This is a genomic window from Nonomuraea sp. NPDC049637, from assembly GCF_040675235.1.
Classification (GTDB): Bacteria; Actinomycetota; Actinomycetes; order Streptosporangiales; family Streptosporangiaceae; genus Nonomuraea.
In genome coordinates, this window is sequence record NZ_JBFAOM010000002.1 from 403,212 (window position 1) to 421,493 (window position 18,282).

Consider the following 18,282-nt stretch of genomic DNA (forward strand, 5'->3'; position numbering starts at 1 on the left):
ATATGTCGAGACGGCAGTATCGGTGTATGGACAACTCTAGCGGAGTCGGAGTACTCGACAAGGCCGTTCTTGTACTCAATGCCCTCGAAGCGGGTCCCGCTTCCCTGGCTCAGCTCGTCCAGGCCACCGGCCTGGCCCGCCCCACGGCCCACCGGCTGGCCGTCGCACTTGAGCACCACCGCATCGTGAGCCGCGACACCCAGGGCAGATTCGTGCTCGGGCCGCGGCTCGCGGAGTTGTCCACGGCGGCCGGCGAGGACCGGCTGCTCGCGGTGGCCTCGCCCGTGCTGATGCAGCTGCGCGACCTGACCGGCGAGAGCGCGCAACTCTACCGGCGCCAGGGTGACGAACGGGTGTGCGTGGCGGCGGCCGAGCGGGCCAGCGGCCTGCGCGACACCGTCCCGGTGGGCTCGGCGCTGCCCATGACGGCGGGCTCGGCGGCCCAGATCCTGCTGGCCTGGGAGGAGCCCGACCGGCTGCACAGGGGCCTGCGCGGCGCCAAGTTCACCGCCGCCACCCTCGCCTCCGTGCGCCGCCGCGGGTGGGCCCACAGCGTCGGCGAGCGCGAGCAGGGCGTGGCCAGCGTGTCCGCCCCCATAAGGGGCAGCGGAGGCAAGGTGATCGCGTCCGTCTCTGTCTCCGGGCCCATCGAGCGGCTCACCCGGGCGCCCGGCCGGTTGCACGCCGTGCCCGTCATGGCGGCCGCCGAACGCATCACCGAGGCCATGCGCCGCACGTCATGATCGGCGAAAGCTCGTATTTCGGGGGCCGACTGCCTCGCGGGCGCACTAGCCTGAGTGCGTGACAGATCGCATCGAGGTAGCCGCCACTGAGCTGCGACCCCTGCTCGAAGAGTTCATCATGTGGGCGCGTTCCAACGCGCCCGACAGCGACCCCGAGCTCGTGGGGCCTGCCGCACTCTGGCACCGTCTCGCCTTCTCGCAGGACCTCGGCACGTGGAAGCGTGCCGACCTGCGCAACCTGCTGCTCGACCGCATGCCGAAGGTCGTGGAGGATCCCGACGCCGCCGCCGACGGCATGCTGCCCGCCGTCGACGCGTACCTGACGTTCCTCTCCCAGACCGGCAGGCTCGCCAAGGGCTCCGACTCCCTCGCCGACCTGCAGGCCGAGCTCGACGACGTCGAGGACGAGTTCGTCGAACTCATGGAAGACCTGCTCGACGACGACGGCGCGGGTGACGACGAGGAGGACGAGACCGGCGACCTCGGCGACTTCGAGGCGTTCGCCGACGAGCTGGCCGAGCTCGACACGATCAGGCTGCGCCCCGACTCCGAGCTGGCCGCGGCCGCCCGCCAGGCCCCGCTGGTCGCCAAGGCCCGCGACCTGGCGCTGTGGGTCGGCTCCGGCCGCCGCGTCGGCGAGGACACCCTGCTCACCGACGCCGAGGTGGAGGAGGCGCTGGCCGCCGTCGGCCTGCCCAGGCCCGAGACCGACGGCCCGGTGGCCGAGGCGGTCCCGCAGCTCTGGAACATCTGGAACCTCGCCGTCGACCTGGAGTTCCTCGAACCGGGCGAGGGCAATACCGTGGCCGTCCAGGACGACACCTCCGAGTGGCCGTTCGACGACGACGAGGACGTCCTCGACGCCTGGATGCTCGGCCTGCACTCGGTCGACTACGGCGACCCCGAGCTCGACGACGACGACCTGACGATGGCGCTGGCCGGCCTCACCCGGGGCCTGCTGGTCAGGCTGCTGCTGGCCGGCGGCTCGCGCGAGCGCGACGACCTGGCCCGCGACCTGGCCGAGGCCGCCGCCGACCTCGACGAGCTGGGCGGCGACGCCTGGGAGGCGGCCGGCGACCCGCTGGCCCCCGCCATCGACTGGCTGACCGGCTACGGCATGGTCGAGGTCGAGGGCACGACCGTGCGCCTCACCCCGCTGGGCACCGAGGGCGTCGTCCACCTGGTGGACGACGCCGACATCGAGGTCGACGCCCGGCCCGCGATCGAGTCGATGAGCGCCCACGAGCTGCTCGCGCTGAGCGCCGAGCTGCCCGAGGACGAGGCCGACGCCGAGTTCGCCGCCTGGATGCGGCTCAGGGAGCCGGCCAAGGCCGCCGAGGAGCTGCTCGAAGCGGCGGCCGAGGACGAGAGCGACGCCCTGATCCGGGTGCAGGCGGCCAGCGTGGTGGGCACGCTGGGCGAGGCCGCCGTCCCAGCCTGGCAGGCGGCGCTCAAGCAGCCGTCCCTGCGGCCGTACGCGGCGACGCACCTGAGCCAGCTCGGGGTCGAGGGGGCGCCCGAGCCCACCCAGGACGACACCCACTGGCTGATCCTCGACATGTGGACGATCTCGGCCGGCCTGGGGCGTTCGGAGTTCGTCAGCAGTTTGCAGGACATCGGGCCCGACATGGTCAGCGGGCTTCTCGAGGTGATCTGGAAGATCCCGCACGCGCACGTCGAGGAGCTGCTGGATCTGATCTCCCAGGTCCACCCCGACAAGCAGATCGCCAAGGCGGCCCGCCGCGCCCTGTTCAAGGCCCGCTCCTCGGCCTGATCGCACCCCGGCCAGGGCCCCGCGCGAACCGCGCGGGGCCCTGTTCCGTGCGCAGGCCATTCTCGGCCGCGGCAGCCCGTAGAACGCGAAAAACGCCCCGGTGCTTGACGCACCGGAGCGTTTGGGTGAACGTAGTCCCGACCGGATTCGAACCGGCGCTACCGCCTTGAGAGGGCGGCGTCCTGGGCCACTAGACGACGGGACCTTCGCACAGCTTGTGATCGTGGTAGTCCCGACCGGATTCGAACCGGCGCTACCGCCTTGAGAGGGCGGCGTCCTGGGCCACTAGACGACGGGACCTTGTCCACAAGCTGGTGTGCCGGGTCTCCCCGGCGACGCAGGTAACTCTACCGCACCCCGCAGACCACAACCAAACCGCTTATCAGCGCATGAGATCGGGCCTGTGGCGGCGGACCCAGTCGCCCATCGGCCCCCGTTCCCACAGCGGGTCGATCTCGCCGAGCGGGATCGCGACCTCGGGCCGTCCGGTGACGGGGTCGGCGGGCACCCGAGCCAGGCGCTCGCGCATCCACCGCGGCGCCTGCGGCGGGAGCGCGCGTTCGCCCCACCCGACCAGCCCCACCGACCGCAGCGCCTGGACGCGTACGCGTACGCCGCCGGACCGGCCAAGGAGCCGCGGGTCGGCCGGCTGGGTGTCCACCACGCCGATCCGGGTGATGTCGGGCCAGCGCAGGCGCACCCGGAAGCCCCGGGCGTCGGCCAGCTCCACGCCCTCCGGCGAGAAGCGCACCACCGTGCCCGCGACCAGACGGCGGTGCTTGACGACGAGCACGCCGGTCAGCGCCGCCGTGGCGAGCGCGCCGACCAGGACGCCCAGCGCCGAGCTGCCGGTGAAGACGGCCCCGAGCAGCAGGCAGACGGCGAAGAAGAGCGCCAGCGGCGCGGCGAACGGCGCGACGAAACGAGCGAGGCCGCCCTCGCGCATGCGGAATTCCTCCATGAGGCGAGGGAGGCTACCCGCCGAGCACCTGGCAACGGAAGGCCACGACGGCGGCGCGACCTCCCGCCGAGCAGCCCGCGACGGAAGGCCACGGGGGCGCGGCCTCCCCTCGTACGCGGCCCGCACCGCTCATACGCGACCCGCACCGCTCATTCGTGGCCCGCATCGCACGTGCCGGCTCCTCCCAGCGGGCGTGCAGCCGGCCGGCCCCACGTCGAGCGCGGGCATGACGTCGGCCGCCTCGCCCGCGATCTCCGTCCAGCCCGCCGGCCTCCGGACACGCCCTCCGCCCCGAAGCCCTCAACAGCCTCCTGCGGAACGAAACCGCACCCGCCGTCACACGGATGTCCAGCATGATGACTTCGTCCGCGTACGACAGGGTCAGGGCCGTCCTGGGGACATCGGCGTGTCCGACGCGGACGCGCGGACGCACATCAGGCACATGGGACCATCTGATCAGGAAGGCGGCCGTGGCCACCCCGGGCAACACGGTCGCGGACCGCCGGAGGATCAGCGAGATCCTGGACGGCCTGGCGATCCGACTGACCGCCGACACGAAAAAACGGATGTCTCTCAGAGAGACATCCGTTTCGTTGACTTGCTGGGGTACCAGGACTCGAACCTAGACTAACTGAACCAGAATCAGTCGTGCTGCCAATTACACCATACCCCACCGCTGCGAACCCCTTCTCGGAGCGCGCTTGGCGACGTCCGAAAGAATAGCCCAGCTCGGGGGGTAAGACCAAAACGATTGCCGAAGCGGCGTCCGGCCGCCTGCGGCACGGGCTCTGACGTGCCAAGCTGAAGAGGACAAAACACCACGTGGAGGAGCCCAAGCGTTGGCCGAGAACCCGTTCTTCGCCCCTAGTAGCCTGCCGTACCAGCTGCCGCCGTTCGCGAACGTCCGCGAGGAGCACTACCTGCCCGCGTTCGAGCGCGGCATGGCCGAGCACCTGGCCGAGGTCGACGCGATCGCGAACAACACCGAGCCGCCCACCTTCGACAACACGATCGCGGCCCTGGAGCGTTCGGGGCGGATCCTCGACCGCACGGCCACGGTCTTCTTCAGCATGGCCGCGTCCAACTCCAGCGACGGGATCATGGAGATCGAGAAGGAGATCTCCCCGAAGCTGACCGCGCACAACGACGCGATCCGCCTCAACCGGGCGCTGTGGGCGCGGATCAAGCAGGTCGGCACGTCCGACGCCGAGGAGGCGTGGCTGCTGGAGAAGTACCGGGAGGACTTCGTCCGGGCCGGCGCCGACCTGTCGGAGCCGGAGCAGGACCGGCTGCGCGAGCTCAACGGCGAGCTGTCGAAGCTGTCGACCGAGTTCGCGCAGACCCTGCTCAAGGCGTCCACCGAGGAGGCCCTGGTCCTCACCGACCCCAAGGAGCTCGACGGCTTCGACGAGGCGAGGATCGAGTCCCTGCGCCAGGACGACGGCACGTACGTCCTGCCGCTGCTGAACTTCACCAACCAGCCCGGCCTGGCCCAGCTCACCGACCGGGACGTGCGCCGCCGCCTGTACGAGCGGAGCGTCGGCCGCGCCCCCGGCAACTTCGACCGGGCCGCCAGGATGGCCACGCTGCGGGCCGAGCGGGCCGCGCTGCTCGGCTTCCCCGACCACGCCGCCTACTCGGTGGCCGACCAGACGGCCAAGACCGTCGAGGCGGTCGAGGAGATGCTCGGCCAGCTCGTCGGCCCGGCGGTGCGCAACGCCGGCAAGGAGGCCGAGGCGCTGACCGAGCAGGCCGGGTTCGAGATCGAGCCGTGGGACTGGTCGTACTACTCGGAGAAGGTGCGGCTGGCCCGCTACGACTTCGACGCCGACGCCATGCGCCCCTACTTCGAGCTGAACCGGGTCATCAGGGACGGCGTCTTCTTCGCCGCCACCAAGCTCTACGGCATCACCTTCACCGAGCGGCCCGACCTGCGCGGCTACCACCCCGACGTGACCGTCTTCGAGGTGTTCGACGAGGACGGCGGCGCGCTCGGCCTGTTCCTGCTCGACCCCTACGCCAGGGCGAACAAGCGCGGCGGGGCGTGGATGAACAACCTGGTCGACCAGTCGCACCTGTTCGGCGAGCTGCCGGTGGTCATGAACAACCTCAACATCACCAAGCCGGCCTCGGGGCCGACGCTGCTGACGTACGACGAGGTGAACACCGCCTTCCACGAGTTCGGCCACGCGCTGCACGGGCTGTTCTCGCAGGTGCGCTTCCCGCGCGTGTCGGGCACCAGCGTGCCGCGCGACTTCGTCGAGTACCCCTCGCAGGTCAACGAGATGTGGGTGACCTGGCCGGAGGTCCTGGCCAACTACGCCAAGCACCACGAGACGGGCGAGCCGATGCCCGCCGAGCTGGTGGACAAGCTCAACGCGGCTGAGAAGTTCAACCAGGGCTTCGCGACGGTGGAGTACCTGGCGGCCACGCTGCTCGACTGGGCCTGGCACCGGCTGGCGCCCGGCGAGCAGGTGGCCGACGCGCAGGCGTTCGAGCAGCGGGCCCTGGAGGCGGCCGGGATCGACGTGCGGCTCGTGCGCCCGCGTTACCGGACGAACTACTTCGCCCACATCTTCTCGGGCGGCTACAGCGCCGGCTACTACTCCTACATCTGGAGCGAGGTGCTCGACGCGGAGAGCGTGGAGTGGTTCAAGGAGAACGGCGGCCTGACCAGGGCGAACGGCGACCACTTCCGCCGCGAGCTGCTCTCCAGGGGCGGCAGCATCGACCCGCTGACCGCCTTCCGCAACTTCCGCGGGCGCGAGCCGGGCATCGGGCCGCTGCTGGCCCGCCGCGGCCTCGACTGACCGCCGCTCCCCCGCCCCCCAGACTCCCCCGCCTCCCCCGCCTCCCCCGCCTCCCTCGATGAGGCTTTCCCTACGGCTCCGGCAGCTCCTCGATGCGCTGCCGGAGCCATTCCTTCTCCGCCCGGCTCGACGCGCGGGCGATCTCCAGCATCCCCCGCCGGTACGGGTCGGGCTCGTCCTTGATCCGGACCGGCCGGCCGTCCTCGTAGAAGAAGCTCGCCGGGGCCTCCAGGAAGGCCAGGCGGCGGCGCAGCACCCGTGACCGGTCGGCGGGGTCGGGCAGCGCCGACAGGAACGTCAGCAGGGCGAAGAAGCGCGTCTGGTCGCTGACGTCGAGCTCGCTCGGCTCGCGCAGCCGCCGCAGCAGCTCCTCGCGGCCCTTGCCGGTGAGCGTGAGCACCTGCCTGCGGGCCGCCGCCGCGCCCGCCTCCTCGTGCCGCTCGACCAGGCCCTTGCTCTCCAGTCTCGATATGGCGGGGTAGAGGGCTCCGTCGCTGACCGGGCGGAGGTGGCCGGTGAGCGCGGTCAGGCGGGCCTTGAGCTCGTAGCCGTGCATCGGACGTTCGTTCAGGAATCCCAGGATGGTGAGGGACAGATCCCCGCCGCTTGCCATGTCGTGCATCGTAACGCTATACCTCTAAACGAGGTACAACGAAACGAGGTACGCATGTTCAGGCTGGCTCTCCCCATCTACGTGGAGCTGCTCACCGCCGTGGTCGCGGTGGGGGTGATCGACCTGCTGTGGGTCTCGGGGCTCGGGGAGGGCGCCCTCGCGGCCGTCACCGTGGGCACCACGGCCGAATACCTGGCCTACGGGCTGTTCCTGGCCGTCCCGACGGGGGTGACCGTGCTGATCGGGCGGCGGGACGGGCACGCGCCGATCGGGCCGGTGATCAGGACGGGCTGGGTGTTGTGGGCCGCGTTCTCGGTCGCCGTCGCCGTCCCCGGCGTGTTGCTGCGCGAGCCGCTGGCGGCCCTGTTCACCGACGATCCCGGGCTGACGGCCGGCTTCTTCCTGGTCTCCCTGGCCGGGCTGCCGGTGTTCTTCGCCCAGACCGTCGTGGACGGCATCCTCAAGGGGCTGGGCAACACGAAGACCCCCATGCGGAACGCGCTGATCTGCAACGCCCTGGTGGTCGTCCTGGACCCGCTGTTCATCTACGGCCTCGACCTGGGCGTCCAGGGGGCCGCGCTGGCCACCGTGGCGGCGCGGCTGGTCACGCTCGGGGTGGCCGCGACCTCCCTCGTACGGCTCCGCGCCGCCGGCGGCGACGGCCTGCTCGCCGGCGAGGTGCTGCGGACGGGCCTGCCCATGTCGGGCGACTTCCTGGCCCGCTCCCTGGTGGGGATGGCGCTGGTGGAGATCGTGGCCGGGTTCGGCACGGCCGAGGTCGCCGGGTACGGCATCGGCCAGAAGATCATGCTGGCCGGGGTCATGGTCTTCTACGCGCTGCGCCAGGCGGCGATGATCCGTACCGCGCGGTCGGAGCCGGTCGGGTCACCGCTGCGGCTCGGGCTGGTGACGGGGGCGGCGGTCGCGGTCGTGCTCAACCTGGTGGCCGTGCCCGCGGCCGGGCTGTTCACCGACGACCCGGCGGTGGCCGTGGGCTTCCTGCGCTGGATGGCGCTCTACCTGGTGCCGTTCGGCGGGCTGATCGCCGTCGGCGGGGTGCTCCAGGCGAGCGGAAGGGGCAGCCGCCTGCTCGCCGCCACGCTGGCGGGCTTCGCGGTGCAGCTGCCCCTCGCCTATCTGCTGAGCTCGTGGCTCGGTGTCACGGGGGTGTGGCTGTCGATGGCCGTCGGGTCGTCGCTCAGCCTCGCAGGCGCGCTAGCGCCGCTCGGATCCGCTCCATGGAGCGCTCGCGCCCGAGCACCTCGATCGACTCGAACAGCGGCAGGCCCACCGTCCGGCCGGTGATCGCCACGCGCACGGGGGCCTGGGTCTTGCCCAGCTTGAGCCCGAGCGGCGCGCCGACCTCCTCCAGGGCCTCCTTGAGCGACTCAGGGTCCCAGGCGACCGTCCGGAGGCGGTCGAGATAGCCGTCGAGGATCTCCACCGGGGAGTTCTTCATCGCCTTGTCCCAGGACGGCTGGTCGAAGACGGGCTCGTCGAGGAAGAGGAAGTCGACGTTCTGCCGGATCTCCGACAGCACGCCGATGCGGGTCTGGGCCAGCGCCGCGACCTTGCTGAACAGCTCGCGGTCCCAGGTGGGGTCGAGGTAGGGCGAGCAGCGCTCCTCGAAGGTCTCCAGCGGCAGGGCCCTGATGTACTCGCCGTTGAAGGCCCGCAGCTTCTTCTCGTCGAAGAAGGCGCTGGCGGAGTTGACGTCCTCCAGCCTGAACAGCGGGACCATCTCCGCCCACGGCATGATCTCGCGGTCCTCGCCGGGGCCCCAGCCGAGCAGCATCAGGTAGTTGACCATGGCCTCGGCGAGGTAGCCCTCGTCGCGGTAGTCCTCCAGGGCCACCTTGTCGCGGCGCTTGGACAACTTCTTGCGCTGCTCGTTGACGATCACCGGCAGGTGGGCCCAGACCGGCGGGTTGGCGCCGAGCGCCGGCCACAGCAGCACCTGCTTGGCGGCGTTGCCCAGGTGCTCCTCGCCGCGCACGACGTGCGTGATGCCCTGGGTGATGTCGTCGACGGCGTTGGCCAGCACGTAGAGCGGCGAGCCGTCGGTGCGGGCGATCACGAAGTCTTCCTGGGCCTCGTTGGGGAACTCGACGTTGCCCCTGATCAGGTCTTCGACGAGGGTGACGCCCTCGTCGGGGGTGCGGAAGCGCACCGCGCCCTCGCTCAGGCCGCGCTCGCGGCAGAACCCGTCGTAGCCCTTGTGCTCGGAGCCGGTGCGGGCCACCAGGGTCTCGCGGGTGCAGTCGCAGTGGTACGCCCTGCCGTCGGCCAGCAGCTTGGCCACGGCCTCGCGGTGCTGCGGCTCGTAGGCCGACTGGAAGTAGGGGCCCTCGAACACCGGGTTGGTGCCGTTGATGCCGATCCAGTCGAGCGCCGAGATGATGCCCTCGGTCCACTCCGGACGGTTGCGCGTGGCGTCGGTGTCCTCGACGCGCAGGACGAAGCGGCCGCCGGACTGTTCGGCGAGGGCCCAGTTGAACAGCGCCGTGCGGGCGCCGCCGACGTGGAACATGCCGGTCGGGGACGGGGCGAAACGCACCCGTAGATCAGTCACGGGAGACCACCTTGTTCGTGAGAGTGCCGATGCCTTCGATGCCGACGCTGACCTCGTCGCCGATCTCCAGCGGGCCGATGCCCGCCGGGGTGCCGGTCAGGATGACGTCGCCGGGGATCAGCGTCATGACGGCGCTGACGTAGGCGACCAGCGCGGGGATGTCGTTGATGAGCTGGCTGGTGCGGCCGCTCTGCCGGATCTCGCCGTTGACCGTGGTGGTCAGCGCGAGGTCGCTCGCGTCGAGATCGGTCTGGATCCAGGGCCCGAGCGGGCAGAACGTGTCGAAGCTCTTGGCCCGGGTGAACTGCACGTCCTTCTTCTGCAGGTCGCGGGCGGTGACGTCGTTGGCGCAGGTGTAGCCGAAGATGACGTCCTTGACCCGGTCGACGGGCACGTCGCGGCAGAGCCTGCCGATCACCACGGCCAGCTCGCCCTCGTAGTCGACCCGGTCGGACAGCGAGGTCGGGTAGGCGATGGCCTCGCCGTGGCCGATCACCGACGTGGACGGCTTCATGAAGATGAGCGGCTCGTCGGGCACCTCGTTGCCCATCTCGCGGGCGTGCTCGGCGTAGTTCCTGCCGATGGCGACGACCTTGCTCGGCAGCATCGGGGCCAGCAGCTTCACCTGGGACAGCGGGAAGCGCTCGCCGGTGAACTGCACCTGGCCGAACGGATGGCCGGAGACCGTGGAGACGAACTCCTCTCCAGGGCCGCCTTCGACCACGCCGAACGACACGCCTTCGCCTGTGGAGAACCTCGCTATACGCACCTGACAAGGCTATCGCCGCCGCCGGAGGGGTCCGCCCACCGCCAAAAAAGTCAGGAACTCTCCATAAATGGCCCCAGAGTCCGTTTTGTAGCGCATCGGCGGTTGTTGGGCGGATATCTCTGCTTATCAGAGACTTCTACGGGGGTGACGGAACGTGCCGGACACGATGGTCAACCAGACTTCTGCCGTACCGCGGGCCAGAACGCAGGAGGGCGGGCCGGCGACTTCGCTGGTCACCGACAAGGGCACGACGAGCATCGACGACGTCGTCGTCGCCAAGATCGCCGGACTGGCCGCACGCGAGGTCTCCGGCGTGTACGCCATGGGCGGCGGCGCCGCCAGGGCGCTCGGCAACGTGCGCGGGATGGTCGGCGGTGAGCGCAGCGTCGCTCAGGGCGTCTCGGTCGAGGTCGGCGAGCGCCAGGCGGCCGTGGACATGGACCTGGTCGCCGAGTACGGCACCGCCATCCCCGACCTGGCCGCGGCCGTGCGCAGGAACGTCATCGCGGCGGTCGAGCGCATGTGCGGCCTGGAGGTGACCGAGGTCAACATCAGGGTGGACGACGTGCACCTGCCCGGCCAGGACCGCGACAGGGACCGCGGCAGGGGCGAGGACGCCGAGCAGCCGGAGCCCCGGGTCCAATGACCGGGCCCGGCGCCACCGCCTACACGCGGGACGACGCCGACGCCGACGCCAAGGCGGAGGCCGAGACGCTGGCCGAGCTCGTACGGGCCTGCCCGGGGGTGGCGGGGCTGTCCGGCGGCCCGTTCGGGACGGTGGCGACGTACCTGCCCGGGGCCCGGGTGATGGGCGTCTCGGCCGACGGGGACACGGTGGAGATCGCCATCGTGGCGACCCTGGAACGGCCGCTGCCCGAGACCGCCGAGGACGTCCGCCAGGCGGTGTGGGAGCCGGGCGGCGGGCGTCCCGTCAACGTACGCATCGACGACGTGATCGACACGTGATCGACACGTGATCGACGACGTGGAGGAATCATGAGCAACGTCCCTTGGCTGCCGGTCATCGGCATGGCGGTCGGCATCATCCTCGGACTCGCGGGGGCCTTCGGCGGCCTCGGCGCATTCCTGCTCGTCCTCGTGCTCGGCGCGGTCGGCTTCCTGGTCGGCAAGGTCGCCGAGACCGGCGAGGTGAACCTGTCCGGCCTGACCGCGAGGCGGCGATGACCACCACTCCCCACGTCACGGTTCCCCGGCAGCGGCTCGCGCCGGCGGCCGAGCCCGAGCGGCGGGGCCGTACGGAGGTTGCCGAGCGGGTGGTCGCCAAGATCGCCTGCTGCGCGGCGCGGGAGGTGCCCGAGGTGCTCGACGTGCGGCTGGGCGGGGCGCCGTGGACGCATTCGTCCAGCGCCGAGGTGCGCGGCGAGCGGGCCACCCTGAAGCTGGACGTGACCGTCGCCTACCCGGCCCCGCTGCACGCCGTGGCCGCGCGGCTGCGGGAGCACGTGCGCAACCGGGTGGCCATGCAGACCGGCCTCGACGTCACCCGCCTCGACGTGATCATGACCGATCTGGCGGGAGGCCCGGCATGACCCGCCCTCTCCCGTCCGAGGAGCCCGAGGAGGCGCGGGGGGCCGTCCCGGTGGGAGCGGGGGAGCCGGGGGCCGCGCCGCCGCGGGACAAGGGCGCCGACCGGGCCGCGGTGCGCGCGTTCCGGCCGCAGCGCCGGGTGCCCGCCATCGTGGTCGCCGTCCTGCTCACGCTGCTGGGGCTGCTGGTCGCCGCCGAGACGATCTCCGCGCTGGCCGGCAGCCCGTTGCGATGGCTGCCCTACGACCGGATGCTGGCGTGGGCGACCACGACGCCGTGGTCCGACCCGCTGTTCCTGACCGGGGCCGCGATCGTGGCGCTGGTGGGCCTGGCGCTGCTGGTCACGGCCCTGGTGCCGGGACGGCCGCGGATGGTCCCCGTGCGGACCGGCGACCCCGACCTGATCATCGGCGTGCGTCCCAAGAGCTTCACCAGGGCTCTGGAGCACGCCGCCGAGGAGGTGCCCGGGGTGCGCTCGGCGCACGCCAGCCTGCGCGGCCACACGGTCGCCGTCACCCCCGCCACGTCCGGCTGGGACGATGAGGGCTTCGGCCGGGCGGTGCGCGAAGCCGTCCTCACCAGGCTCGCCGGGCTGGACCCGGTGGAGCCGTACCGGGTGGCGGTCAACGTCAAGGAGCGCCGATGAACAGGAAGACCGGCCGCGGCAACCGGTGGGGGCTGGCCCTGGTGGGGCTGGTGCTGGCCGTGCTCGGCGGGCTGGCGCTGGCCCGCGGGCTGCTGGGGCCGTCCACCCCGATCGTGGACGCGGGCGTGCGCGGGTTCTTCGCCCGCAACAGCCCGCCCGTGTGGTGGGCCGTGGCCGCCGTGTCGGTCCTGGTCGCGCTGCTGGCCCTGCGCTGGCTGGTCGCGCAGGGCCGCAGGGACGCCCGCACCCGGCTGCGCCTGGAGGCCGGCCCGGACGGCGTCACCGAGATCGCCGCGGGCGGGATGGCCCATGCGGTCGCCGCCGACGTCGCGGCCAGCCCCGCCGTCCTGAACGCCGACGCCGACCTGGTCGGCCCGCGCGGCCAACCGGAGGTGCGGCTGCGCGTGGCCGCCGACGAGGCCGCCCCGATGAGCGAGCTGAGCGAGCACCTGTCCCGGGTCACCCTGCCGAACCTGCGGGACGCGCTGGACAGGGATCACGTGCCGGCGGTGGCCCGCGTTAGCCTGGAGCCCTCACCTGCGACGCAGCGGGTCGTGCGCTAAGGCTTTCGCCGAGAGGGGTCCTCCGTTGTCCATCGTGAAGATCAACGTCCTGACCGTGCCCGCCGAGATGCGGGAGGAGCTGGAGCGGCGGTTCTCCGGCCGGGCCGGGATGGTCGAGTCGGCCGACGGGTTCGAGTGGTTCGAGCTGCTGCGGCCGGTCGAGGGCACCGACCAGTACCTCGTCTACACGCGCTGGCGCAGCGAGGAGGACTTCCAGGCCTGGCAGCAGGGCCAGGCGTTCCAGCGCGGCCACGCCCAGGCCGCCGCGGGGCAGGGTCAGGGGCACGGTCACGGGCAGGGCCCGGCGGCGACGGACTCCCAGGTGTGGAGCTTCGACGTCGTGCAGAGCGCCGGGCCCAAGGGCTAGGCGTCGAGGGGGTTGGCGGCGATGCGGTCGGCGATCCCGCCGCGCACGAACCGGCCCGCGTAGCTCGACGGCTTGCGCGCGCCCTGGTCGGCGATGCAGGCGGCGAACTCCTTGGCGATCTCCAGCCGCGGGTAGCGCTCCAGCACCTCACGCCGCACGCCGTCGGGGATGTCCTCGGTACGCCGGCCGGAGATGTCCATGCCGGTGGAGAGCTCCAGCAGGTGGCCCTCCGGGTCCTCCTCCACCGGCACCTCCTCCCACATGTGCCTGATGATCACCTCGGCGGCGCGCAGCCGGCGCTCGGGCGACCAGCCGGCCCCCGCGCAGAAGGCCCAGGCCACGTGGCCGCCGGCCTCCTCGTACGGCACTGTGTGGCTGTCGAACTCGGCGACCAGGCCGATGTCGTGCAGCATGGACGACACGTAGAGCAGCTCGGCGTCGAAGTCGATCGCCCTGCTCTGGGCGTACGCGGCGGCCCACAGGTACGCACGCAGCGAGTGGTTGAGCAGCGAGGGTGTCTGGTAGCGGGTGGCCACCTCCAGCGCGCCGCGGCAGGCGGGCGTGTCGGGCAGCACGATGTCGTCGAATCTCACGGCTCCAGCATGACATTCACGCCGCCGCAGGCACCGGCGGGCATCGGGCCGTTAACGATCCGGTACGCGACTTGACCGGTTGATCGTGATTCCGAAAGCATGTCCCGCCCTCACTTTCTTGTCCGGAAGGAACCCTGGCGTGCGCCGGCTCGCGATACCTCTTGCCCTCACGCTCGCGCTCGGCGGGCTGACGAGCCCGGCGCAGGCCGCCGACAAGGTGACCCGTACCGCGCAGTGCCAAGGCGACTGGCTGCCGGGCACGCCGACGGCCGAGGACGTCATGAAGGGCGAGATCTCGCTGGTCGGGCTGCCGGCGTACAAGCTGGGCAAGGACGTCGACTGGGGGGCGAGCCCGTACCGGAACCGGTCGTGGGAGTTCGTCTTCCAGTCGTTGCGCTGGATGGGCACGCTGGTCGTGGCCTACGAGAACACCGGCGAGCGGCGTTACCTGGATCGTGCCACCGAGATCACCAAGGACTGGGTGGCGAACAACCGGCGCGGGGCCCCCGCCACCAGGCCGTACGTGTGGAAGGACCACCCGGTCTCGCTGCGCACGCAGCCGTTGTTGTGCCTGAGCATGCACGTCAAGGAGAGCTGGCTGAAGGACAGCCTGGCCGACCACGCCAAGCTGCTGTCGGACGCGCGGCTGTACAAGAAGGGCCACAACCACGGCATCGACCAGGACATCGCCCTCATGGGCATCGGCTGCCGGTACGGCCGCTCCGACTGGTCGAACCTGGCCTCCAGGCGGCTCACCGGCACGGTCAAGCTCGACGTCGACTCCCAGGGCGCGCTCATGGAGCAGGCCCCCCGCTACGCCGTCTACGTGTACGGCCGCCTCCAGGTCGCCATCGCCAACATGAAGGCGTGCGACCGCAAGGTGCCGGCCGAGATCAGCCGGCGGGCCGAGGCGCTGAAGGACTTCATCGCCCACTCCACGATGCCCAACGGCTACATGGTCCCGATCGGCGACGGCAGCGCCGAGACCGAGCCGAAGATGGAGACCGGCACCCCGAAGCAGAAGGTCAAGGTCTACAAGGCCGGTTACGTCTACGGCCGGACGGCCTGGGGCAAGCCGGACTCGTCGTACTACTCGATCAGGTTCGGGCCCGGCATGAAGTTCCACGGGCACGAGGACCACCTGGGCGTGACGTACTACGCGCAGGGCCGCGACATCCTCATGGACGGCGGCTTCCACTCCTACGAGAAGAGCGCCTACCGCTACTGGACGCTCTCCCCCGAGGCGCACAACGTGCCGACGGTCGAGGGGGCCCGGTTCCGGCCGCGCACCTCGTCCAAGCTGACCAAGACCTCCTACGGCAAGGACCGGCAGGCCTTCCGCCTCACGGACCGGGCCTACGGCGTGAGCCGGACGCGTTCGGTGCTGGTGAACCACGGCCAGGACCTGATGGCGGTGCTCGACACGGCCTCCGGGGGCAAGAAGGTCAGGAACGTGTGGCGGTTCGCGCCCTCGTACAAGGTCGTCTCGAACGGCGGCGGCAAGGTGGTGCTGGCCGACGGCGCCTTCAAGGTGACGCTGATGCAGTTCTCCTCGTGCGAGCGGGTCGGCGGCCAGAAGGTGGAGCGCGGCGGCAGGCTGGGCTGGGTGTCGCCCACCTACCTGGCCAAGGACGCGACCAACGTGGTGGTGTCGCCGGCGGCGAAGTCGCTGCTGACGGTGATCGTGCCGGGCACCGGCTCGCCCGAGGTGTCGTGCTCGGGGGGCAAGCTCAAGGTCGAGGGCGAGACCCTCTCCGCGGGCCTGCTCTAGCCGGTCTAGAAGGCGATCCGCCGGTACCACTCGTTGGCGAGCATCTGGGCGCGGGCCCGCTCCGGCAGCCCGGTCAGCATGGTCATCGACGCGCCGCGCTCCACCTCGGACTCGTGGGCGAGCATGGCCGCCCACTTGCGCTCCGACCAGCGTGAGACGTCGATCGCGGCGGAGACCTGGTGGTCGGGGACCCCGGGCAGGGCCTGGCCCGGCTCCGGGTCGGCGCCGAAGACCGCCCGCCAGTGGGCCGTCACGACCGAGCGCGGGACGGTCGCCAGGTAGAGGGCGTGCGGCCGCCAGGGGTCGCCCGTGCCGGGGTAGAGCTGGTCGTAGCCGGCCGCCTCGACCGCGGCCAGGGTGACCCGGTGCACGTGCACGTGGTCGGGGTGGCCGTAGCCGCCGAAGCCGTCGAAGGTGAGCACGACGTCGGGCCGGACGGCCCTGATGTGCTCGACCAGCAGGCCCACCGCCTCGTCGAACGGCACGTCGAGGAAGCGCGGACGGCCGGGGGCGGACTCGGGCTTGCCCGCGTCGGCCAGGCCGAGCAGCCGGGGCTTGCCCGCGCCGAGGATGTCGAGGGCCCGTTCCAGCTCCCGCGCCCGCTGGGTGCCCTCGGCCCAGGTGCAGGTGACGACGGCGGTCGTGGCGCCCTCGTCGGCGTATTTGGCGAGGGTGCCGCCGGTCCAGATCGCCTCGTCGTCCGGGTGGGCGTGCACGCCGAGCACACTGAAGCTCATGGGTCACCATCGTATGGAGGCCGGGCACCGGCCGGGACCCGCGTAGGCTCTACGCGTAACCCTCCCCTCCGAAGAGATGAGCCGATGAGCCAGCCCGTGCCCCCTGACCTGCTGGAGATCGCCGACGCGCTCGTGCCCGGCGCTCCCCTCCGCAGTGCGCGGCTCGCCCCCGGCGGGATGCACGACGTCGTGCTGCTCCCCGGGGTGGCGGCCGTGCGGGTCGGCCGGCGGCCGAGCGTGAGCGCGGCGCTGCCGCGGCGGACCGAGCTGCTGCGCGCGATCGCGGCCGCCGGGCTGCCGTTCGCGGTGCCCGAGCCGCTGACGCCGGTGACGACGTTCGGCGAGCGCGCCGCCGTGGCCGTGTCCTGGCTGGACGGCGCCGGTCTCGGCGCGGGCAAGGGCGATCCGGCGCTGATCGGCGAGCTGCTCGGCGCGCTGCGCGAGCTGCCCGTCACCCCGGAGCTGCGCGCCCTGCTGCCCGCCCCGCGCTCGTACGCCGGGCCGGCGAGCTGGAGCACGATCCTGGCCGAAGAGGTCATCCCGCGCTTCCCGGCCAGGTGGCGGGAGGAGGGACGCCGGCGCCTCGACGACGCCCTGGCCCTGGAACAGGTCCCCGACACGCTGGTCCACGGCGACCTCGTCGGCGACAACGTCCACTGGGACGCGAACGGCAAGCTGGTCGGCGTCCTCGACTGGGACCGGGCTCACCTGTTCGACCCGGCGATCGACGCGGCCTTCATGGGCTGGCACGGCTGGGAGCACCTGCGCGACGCCGTCGACGCCGGCACCTACCGGCGGGCGGTCACGTGGGAGCGCGCGTTCGGCGTCAACCAGCTCGTCGCCCTCCTCGTGCTGGCCGGCGAACCCCTGACGCTCGTGGACAGCTTCACCACCCACGTCGTGGCCTGGCTGGACGAGGACGGCGGCCCCGACCGGCTCTAGGCCGCCCGTTCGCGCCGCGCCGGCGTGCGGATGATCGACACGCCGACGGTGCCGAACGCGGCCAGCAGGACGACCGGGCCGCCGATGCCGAGGACCAGATTCCACGCGCTCGCGCCGAACAGCCACACCACGATGCCCACCAGCACGCCCGCCGGGAACCACCAGCCCGCCAGCCCCGCCCGCGCGTACGCGACCGCGACGAGGACCAGGCCCAGGAAGGACCCGATCATCCCGGGCAGCTGCCAGGCGGCGATGAGGGCGGGCTGCGCCGCGTCCTGCATGAGCTGCTCGGCCTGCGCGGCGGGCAGGGCGTCGAAGAGCACGATGTCGAAGAAGTCCGAGATCATCAGCGACGAGAAGTTGGTCAGGCCGAGCACCGCGAGCGCGCCCGCGACGGTGGCCAGCGCCCTGCCCTTGCCCCGGACGAGCAGGACCATGCCGATCACCCCTGGCACGAACAGCACCCAGCTGTAGTGCAGGAGCGTCGCGCTGACGCCCACGGCGCCCGGGTTGTGCGCGTAGGCCAGCGGGTCCTCGACCCCTGGCTCGGACGGGTCGGTGATCATGCCGAGGATCAGGCAGACCGGGGCCAGGACGAGGCTCGCGCCGGCCAGGAAGCGGCGGATGGAGAGTGCGTCGGTGAACATGCCGGGCACGGTAGGCGTCACTCGCCGGGGCCGTCGTCAAGGCAGGCTTGGACTCGGCGTCCCCCTTCCGGCGGATTCCACTGCGTTCGCTGGAGTCCGCCGCCTTTCGCAGGATTGCGCTGCTTTCGGTAGAGTCCGCCGCCTTTCGGTGGAATCCGCTGCCTTTCGGTGGACTCCGCTGCCTTTCGCTGGGTTTCGCTGCGCATTGCGACAATCCGGGCGGGCT

20 protein-coding genes and 3 tRNA genes are annotated in these 18,282 nt (G+C 71.7%); 13 read left to right on the forward strand and 10 right to left on the reverse strand.

Going from position 1 to position 18,282, the window contains the following annotated elements:
- Window positions 1–26: 26 nt before the first annotated feature.
- Both AB0J71_RS04340 and AB0J71_RS04345 read left to right on the forward strand, forming a co-directional pair.
- Window positions 27–743: an IclR family transcriptional regulator gene (locus AB0J71_RS04340; RefSeq protein WP_352319070.1), complete on the forward strand. Its 717-nt coding sequence runs from the start codon at window positions 27–29 to the stop codon at window positions 741–743.
- A 58-nt stretch (window positions 744–801) separates the two neighbouring features.
- Complete coding sequence (locus AB0J71_RS04345; protein WP_352319069.1) at window positions 802–2,517, forward strand: hypothetical protein; 1,716 nt, start codon at window positions 802–804, stop codon at window positions 2,515–2,517.
- A gap of 132 nt (window positions 2,518–2,649) precedes the next feature.
- Here the strand turns inward: AB0J71_RS04345 and AB0J71_RS04350 are convergent.
- The 4 genes from AB0J71_RS04350 to AB0J71_RS04365 all read right to left on the reverse strand — a co-directional run bounded on the left by AB0J71_RS04350 (window position 2,650) and on the right by AB0J71_RS04365 (window position 4,151).
- Window positions 2,650–2,722, reverse strand: a tRNA-Glu gene (locus AB0J71_RS04350).
- A gap of 19 nt (window positions 2,723–2,741) precedes the next feature.
- Window positions 2,742–2,817, reverse strand: a tRNA-Glu gene (locus tag AB0J71_RS04355).
- An 82-nt stretch (window positions 2,818–2,899) separates the two neighbouring features.
- Window positions 2,900–3,478 (reverse strand): hypothetical protein, encoded by a 579-nt coding sequence (locus AB0J71_RS04360; protein ID WP_364412644.1) that lies wholly within the window; start codon window positions 3,476–3,478, stop codon window positions 2,900–2,902.
- Between the two features lie 601 nt (window positions 3,479–4,079).
- A tRNA-Gln gene (locus AB0J71_RS04365) sits at window positions 4,080–4,151 on the reverse strand.
- Between the two features lie 166 nt (window positions 4,152–4,317).
- Here AB0J71_RS04365 and AB0J71_RS04370 point away from each other — a divergent pair.
- Entirely contained in the window at window positions 4,318–6,288 is a 1,971-nt protein-coding gene (locus tag AB0J71_RS04370; RefSeq protein ID WP_364412647.1) for a M3 family metallopeptidase, read from the forward strand.
- A 70-nt stretch (window positions 6,289–6,358) separates the two neighbouring features.
- On the opposite strand, the gene AB0J71_RS04375 is transcribed toward AB0J71_RS04370, so the two are convergent.
- On the reverse strand, window positions 6,359–6,901 hold the full coding sequence (locus AB0J71_RS04375; protein WP_352319063.1) for a PadR family transcriptional regulator: 543 nt from the start codon (window positions 6,899–6,901) through the stop codon (window positions 6,359–6,361).
- 54 nt (window positions 6,902–6,955) lie between these two features.
- On the opposite strand from AB0J71_RS04375, the gene AB0J71_RS04380 reads away from it, so the two are divergent.
- A complete protein-coding gene (locus AB0J71_RS04380; RefSeq protein WP_364412650.1) occupies window positions 6,956–8,206 on the forward strand; it encodes an MATE family efflux transporter in 1,251 nt (416 codons plus the stop codon).
- Here the strand turns inward: AB0J71_RS04380 and gltX are convergent.
- A complete protein-coding gene (gene gltX, locus AB0J71_RS04385) occupies window positions 8,100–9,473 on the reverse strand; it encodes a glutamate--tRNA ligase (RefSeq protein ID WP_364412652.1) in 1,374 nt (457 codons plus the stop codon). The two genes, AB0J71_RS04380 and gltX, sit on opposite strands and share 107 nt — an antisense overlap.
- A complete protein-coding gene (locus AB0J71_RS04390) occupies window positions 9,466–10,242 on the reverse strand; it encodes a fumarylacetoacetate hydrolase family protein (protein WP_352319059.1) in 777 nt (258 codons plus the stop codon). The genes gltX and AB0J71_RS04390 overlap by 8 nt, the downstream gene beginning before the upstream one ends.
- A 154-nt stretch (window positions 10,243–10,396) precedes the next feature.
- On the opposite strand from AB0J71_RS04390, the gene AB0J71_RS04395 reads away from it, so the two are divergent.
- Genes AB0J71_RS04395 through AB0J71_RS04425 form a run of 7 tightly spaced genes read left to right on the forward strand, consistent with a single transcriptional unit; the run spans window position 10,397 to window position 13,366 of the window.
- Window positions 10,397–10,888 (forward strand): Asp23/Gls24 family envelope stress response protein, encoded by a 492-nt coding sequence (locus AB0J71_RS04395; RefSeq protein WP_352319057.1) that lies wholly within the window; start codon window positions 10,397–10,399, stop codon window positions 10,886–10,888.
- A complete protein-coding gene (locus tag AB0J71_RS04400) occupies window positions 10,885–11,208 on the forward strand; it encodes a hypothetical protein (protein ID WP_364412655.1) in 324 nt (107 codons plus the stop codon). Before AB0J71_RS04395 ends, AB0J71_RS04400 begins: the two co-directional genes overlap by 4 nt.
- Window positions 11,209–11,238: 30 nt before the next feature.
- On the forward strand, window positions 11,239–11,427 hold the full coding sequence (locus AB0J71_RS04405) for a hypothetical protein (protein ID WP_352319054.1): 189 nt from the start codon (window positions 11,239–11,241) through the stop codon (window positions 11,425–11,427).
- Window positions 11,424–11,792, forward strand: coding sequence for an Asp23/Gls24 family envelope stress response protein (locus AB0J71_RS04410; protein WP_352319052.1), 369 nt, complete (start codon window positions 11,424–11,426; stop codon window positions 11,790–11,792). Before AB0J71_RS04405 ends, AB0J71_RS04410 begins: the two co-directional genes overlap by 4 nt.
- On the forward strand, window positions 11,789–12,436 hold the full coding sequence (locus AB0J71_RS04415; RefSeq protein ID WP_364412658.1) for a DUF6286 domain-containing protein: 648 nt from the start codon (window positions 11,789–11,791) through the stop codon (window positions 12,434–12,436). Before AB0J71_RS04410 ends, AB0J71_RS04415 begins: the two co-directional genes overlap by 4 nt.
- Window positions 12,433–12,999, forward strand: a complete 567-nt coding sequence (locus AB0J71_RS04420; RefSeq protein ID WP_364412661.1) for an alkaline shock response membrane anchor protein AmaP — start codon at window positions 12,433–12,435, stop codon at window positions 12,997–12,999. The genes AB0J71_RS04415 and AB0J71_RS04420 overlap by 4 nt, the downstream gene beginning before the upstream one ends.
- Before the next feature lie 25 nt (window positions 13,000–13,024).
- On the forward strand, window positions 13,025–13,366 hold the full coding sequence (locus AB0J71_RS04425) for an antibiotic biosynthesis monooxygenase (protein ID WP_352319047.1): 342 nt from the start codon (window positions 13,025–13,027) through the stop codon (window positions 13,364–13,366).
- Here the strand turns inward: AB0J71_RS04425 and AB0J71_RS04430 are convergent.
- A complete protein-coding gene (locus tag AB0J71_RS04430; protein ID WP_352319046.1) occupies window positions 13,363–13,959 on the reverse strand; it encodes an HD domain-containing protein in 597 nt (198 codons plus the stop codon). The genes AB0J71_RS04425 and AB0J71_RS04430 overlap by 4 nt on opposite strands.
- Before the next feature lie 139 nt (window positions 13,960–14,098).
- Between AB0J71_RS04430 and AB0J71_RS04435 the strand changes: the two genes are divergently transcribed.
- The gene (locus tag AB0J71_RS04435) at window positions 14,099–15,730 is read left to right on the forward strand and encodes a heparinase II/III family protein (protein ID WP_352319044.1); all 1,632 of its coding nucleotides are present in this window, start codon (window positions 14,099–14,101) and stop codon (window positions 15,728–15,730) included.
- 5 nt (window positions 15,731–15,735) lie between these two features.
- On the opposite strand, the gene AB0J71_RS04440 is transcribed toward AB0J71_RS04435, so the two are convergent.
- Window positions 15,736–16,467 (reverse strand): PIG-L family deacetylase, encoded by a 732-nt coding sequence (locus AB0J71_RS04440; RefSeq protein ID WP_352319042.1) that lies wholly within the window; start codon window positions 16,465–16,467, stop codon window positions 15,736–15,738.
- Between the two features lie 84 nt (window positions 16,468–16,551).
- On the opposite strand from AB0J71_RS04440, the gene AB0J71_RS04445 reads away from it, so the two are divergent.
- On the forward strand, window positions 16,552–17,409 hold the full coding sequence (locus AB0J71_RS04445; protein WP_364412664.1) for a phosphotransferase: 858 nt from the start codon (window positions 16,552–16,554) through the stop codon (window positions 17,407–17,409).
- On the opposite strand, the gene AB0J71_RS04450 is transcribed toward AB0J71_RS04445, so the two are convergent.
- The gene (locus AB0J71_RS04450) at window positions 17,406–18,056 is read right to left on the reverse strand and encodes a hypothetical protein (RefSeq protein WP_364412667.1); all 651 of its coding nucleotides are present in this window, start codon (window positions 18,054–18,056) and stop codon (window positions 17,406–17,408) included. The two genes, AB0J71_RS04445 and AB0J71_RS04450, sit on opposite strands and share 4 nt — an antisense overlap.
- Window positions 18,057–18,282 lie beyond the last annotated feature (226 nt).

What these genes read in the sequence shown, in the direction of transcription:
- AB0J71_RS04340 (WP_352319070.1), top strand. Translation starts at nt 27, where the DNA reads ATGGACAACTCTAGCGGAGTCGGAGTACTCGACAAGGCCGTTCTTGTA.
- AB0J71_RS04445 (WP_364412664.1), top strand. Translation starts at nt 16,552, where the DNA reads ATGAGCCAGCCCGTGCCCCCTGACCTGCTGGAGATCGCCGACGCGCTC.
- AB0J71_RS04375 (WP_352319063.1), bottom strand. Translation starts at nt 6,901, where the DNA reads ATGGCAAGCGGCGGGGATCTGTCCCTCACCATCCTGGGATTCCTGAAC.
- AB0J71_RS04420 (WP_364412661.1), top strand. Translation starts at nt 12,433, where the DNA reads ATGAACAGGAAGACCGGCCGCGGCAACCGGTGGGGGCTGGCCCTGGTG.
- AB0J71_RS04400 (WP_364412655.1), top strand. Translation starts at nt 10,885, where the DNA reads ATGACCGGGCCCGGCGCCACCGCCTACACGCGGGACGACGCCGACGCC.
- AB0J71_RS04380 (WP_364412650.1), top strand. Translation starts at nt 6,956, where the DNA reads ATGTTCAGGCTGGCTCTCCCCATCTACGTGGAGCTGCTCACCGCCGTG.
- AB0J71_RS04450 (WP_364412667.1), bottom strand. Translation starts at nt 18,056, where the DNA reads ATGTTCACCGACGCACTCTCCATCCGCCGCTTCCTGGCCGGCGCGAGC.
- AB0J71_RS04415 (WP_364412658.1), top strand. Translation starts at nt 11,789, where the DNA reads ATGACCCGCCCTCTCCCGTCCGAGGAGCCCGAGGAGGCGCGGGGGGCC.
- AB0J71_RS04410 (WP_352319052.1), top strand. Translation starts at nt 11,424, where the DNA reads ATGACCACCACTCCCCACGTCACGGTTCCCCGGCAGCGGCTCGCGCCG.
- AB0J71_RS04360 (WP_364412644.1), bottom strand. Translation starts at nt 3,478, where the DNA reads ATGGAGGAATTCCGCATGCGCGAGGGCGGCCTCGCTCGTTTCGTCGCG.
- AB0J71_RS04440 (WP_352319042.1), bottom strand. Translation starts at nt 16,467, where the DNA reads ATGAGCTTCAGTGTGCTCGGCGTGCACGCCCACCCGGACGACGAGGCG.
- AB0J71_RS04405 (WP_352319054.1), top strand. Translation starts at nt 11,239, where the DNA reads ATGAGCAACGTCCCTTGGCTGCCGGTCATCGGCATGGCGGTCGGCATC.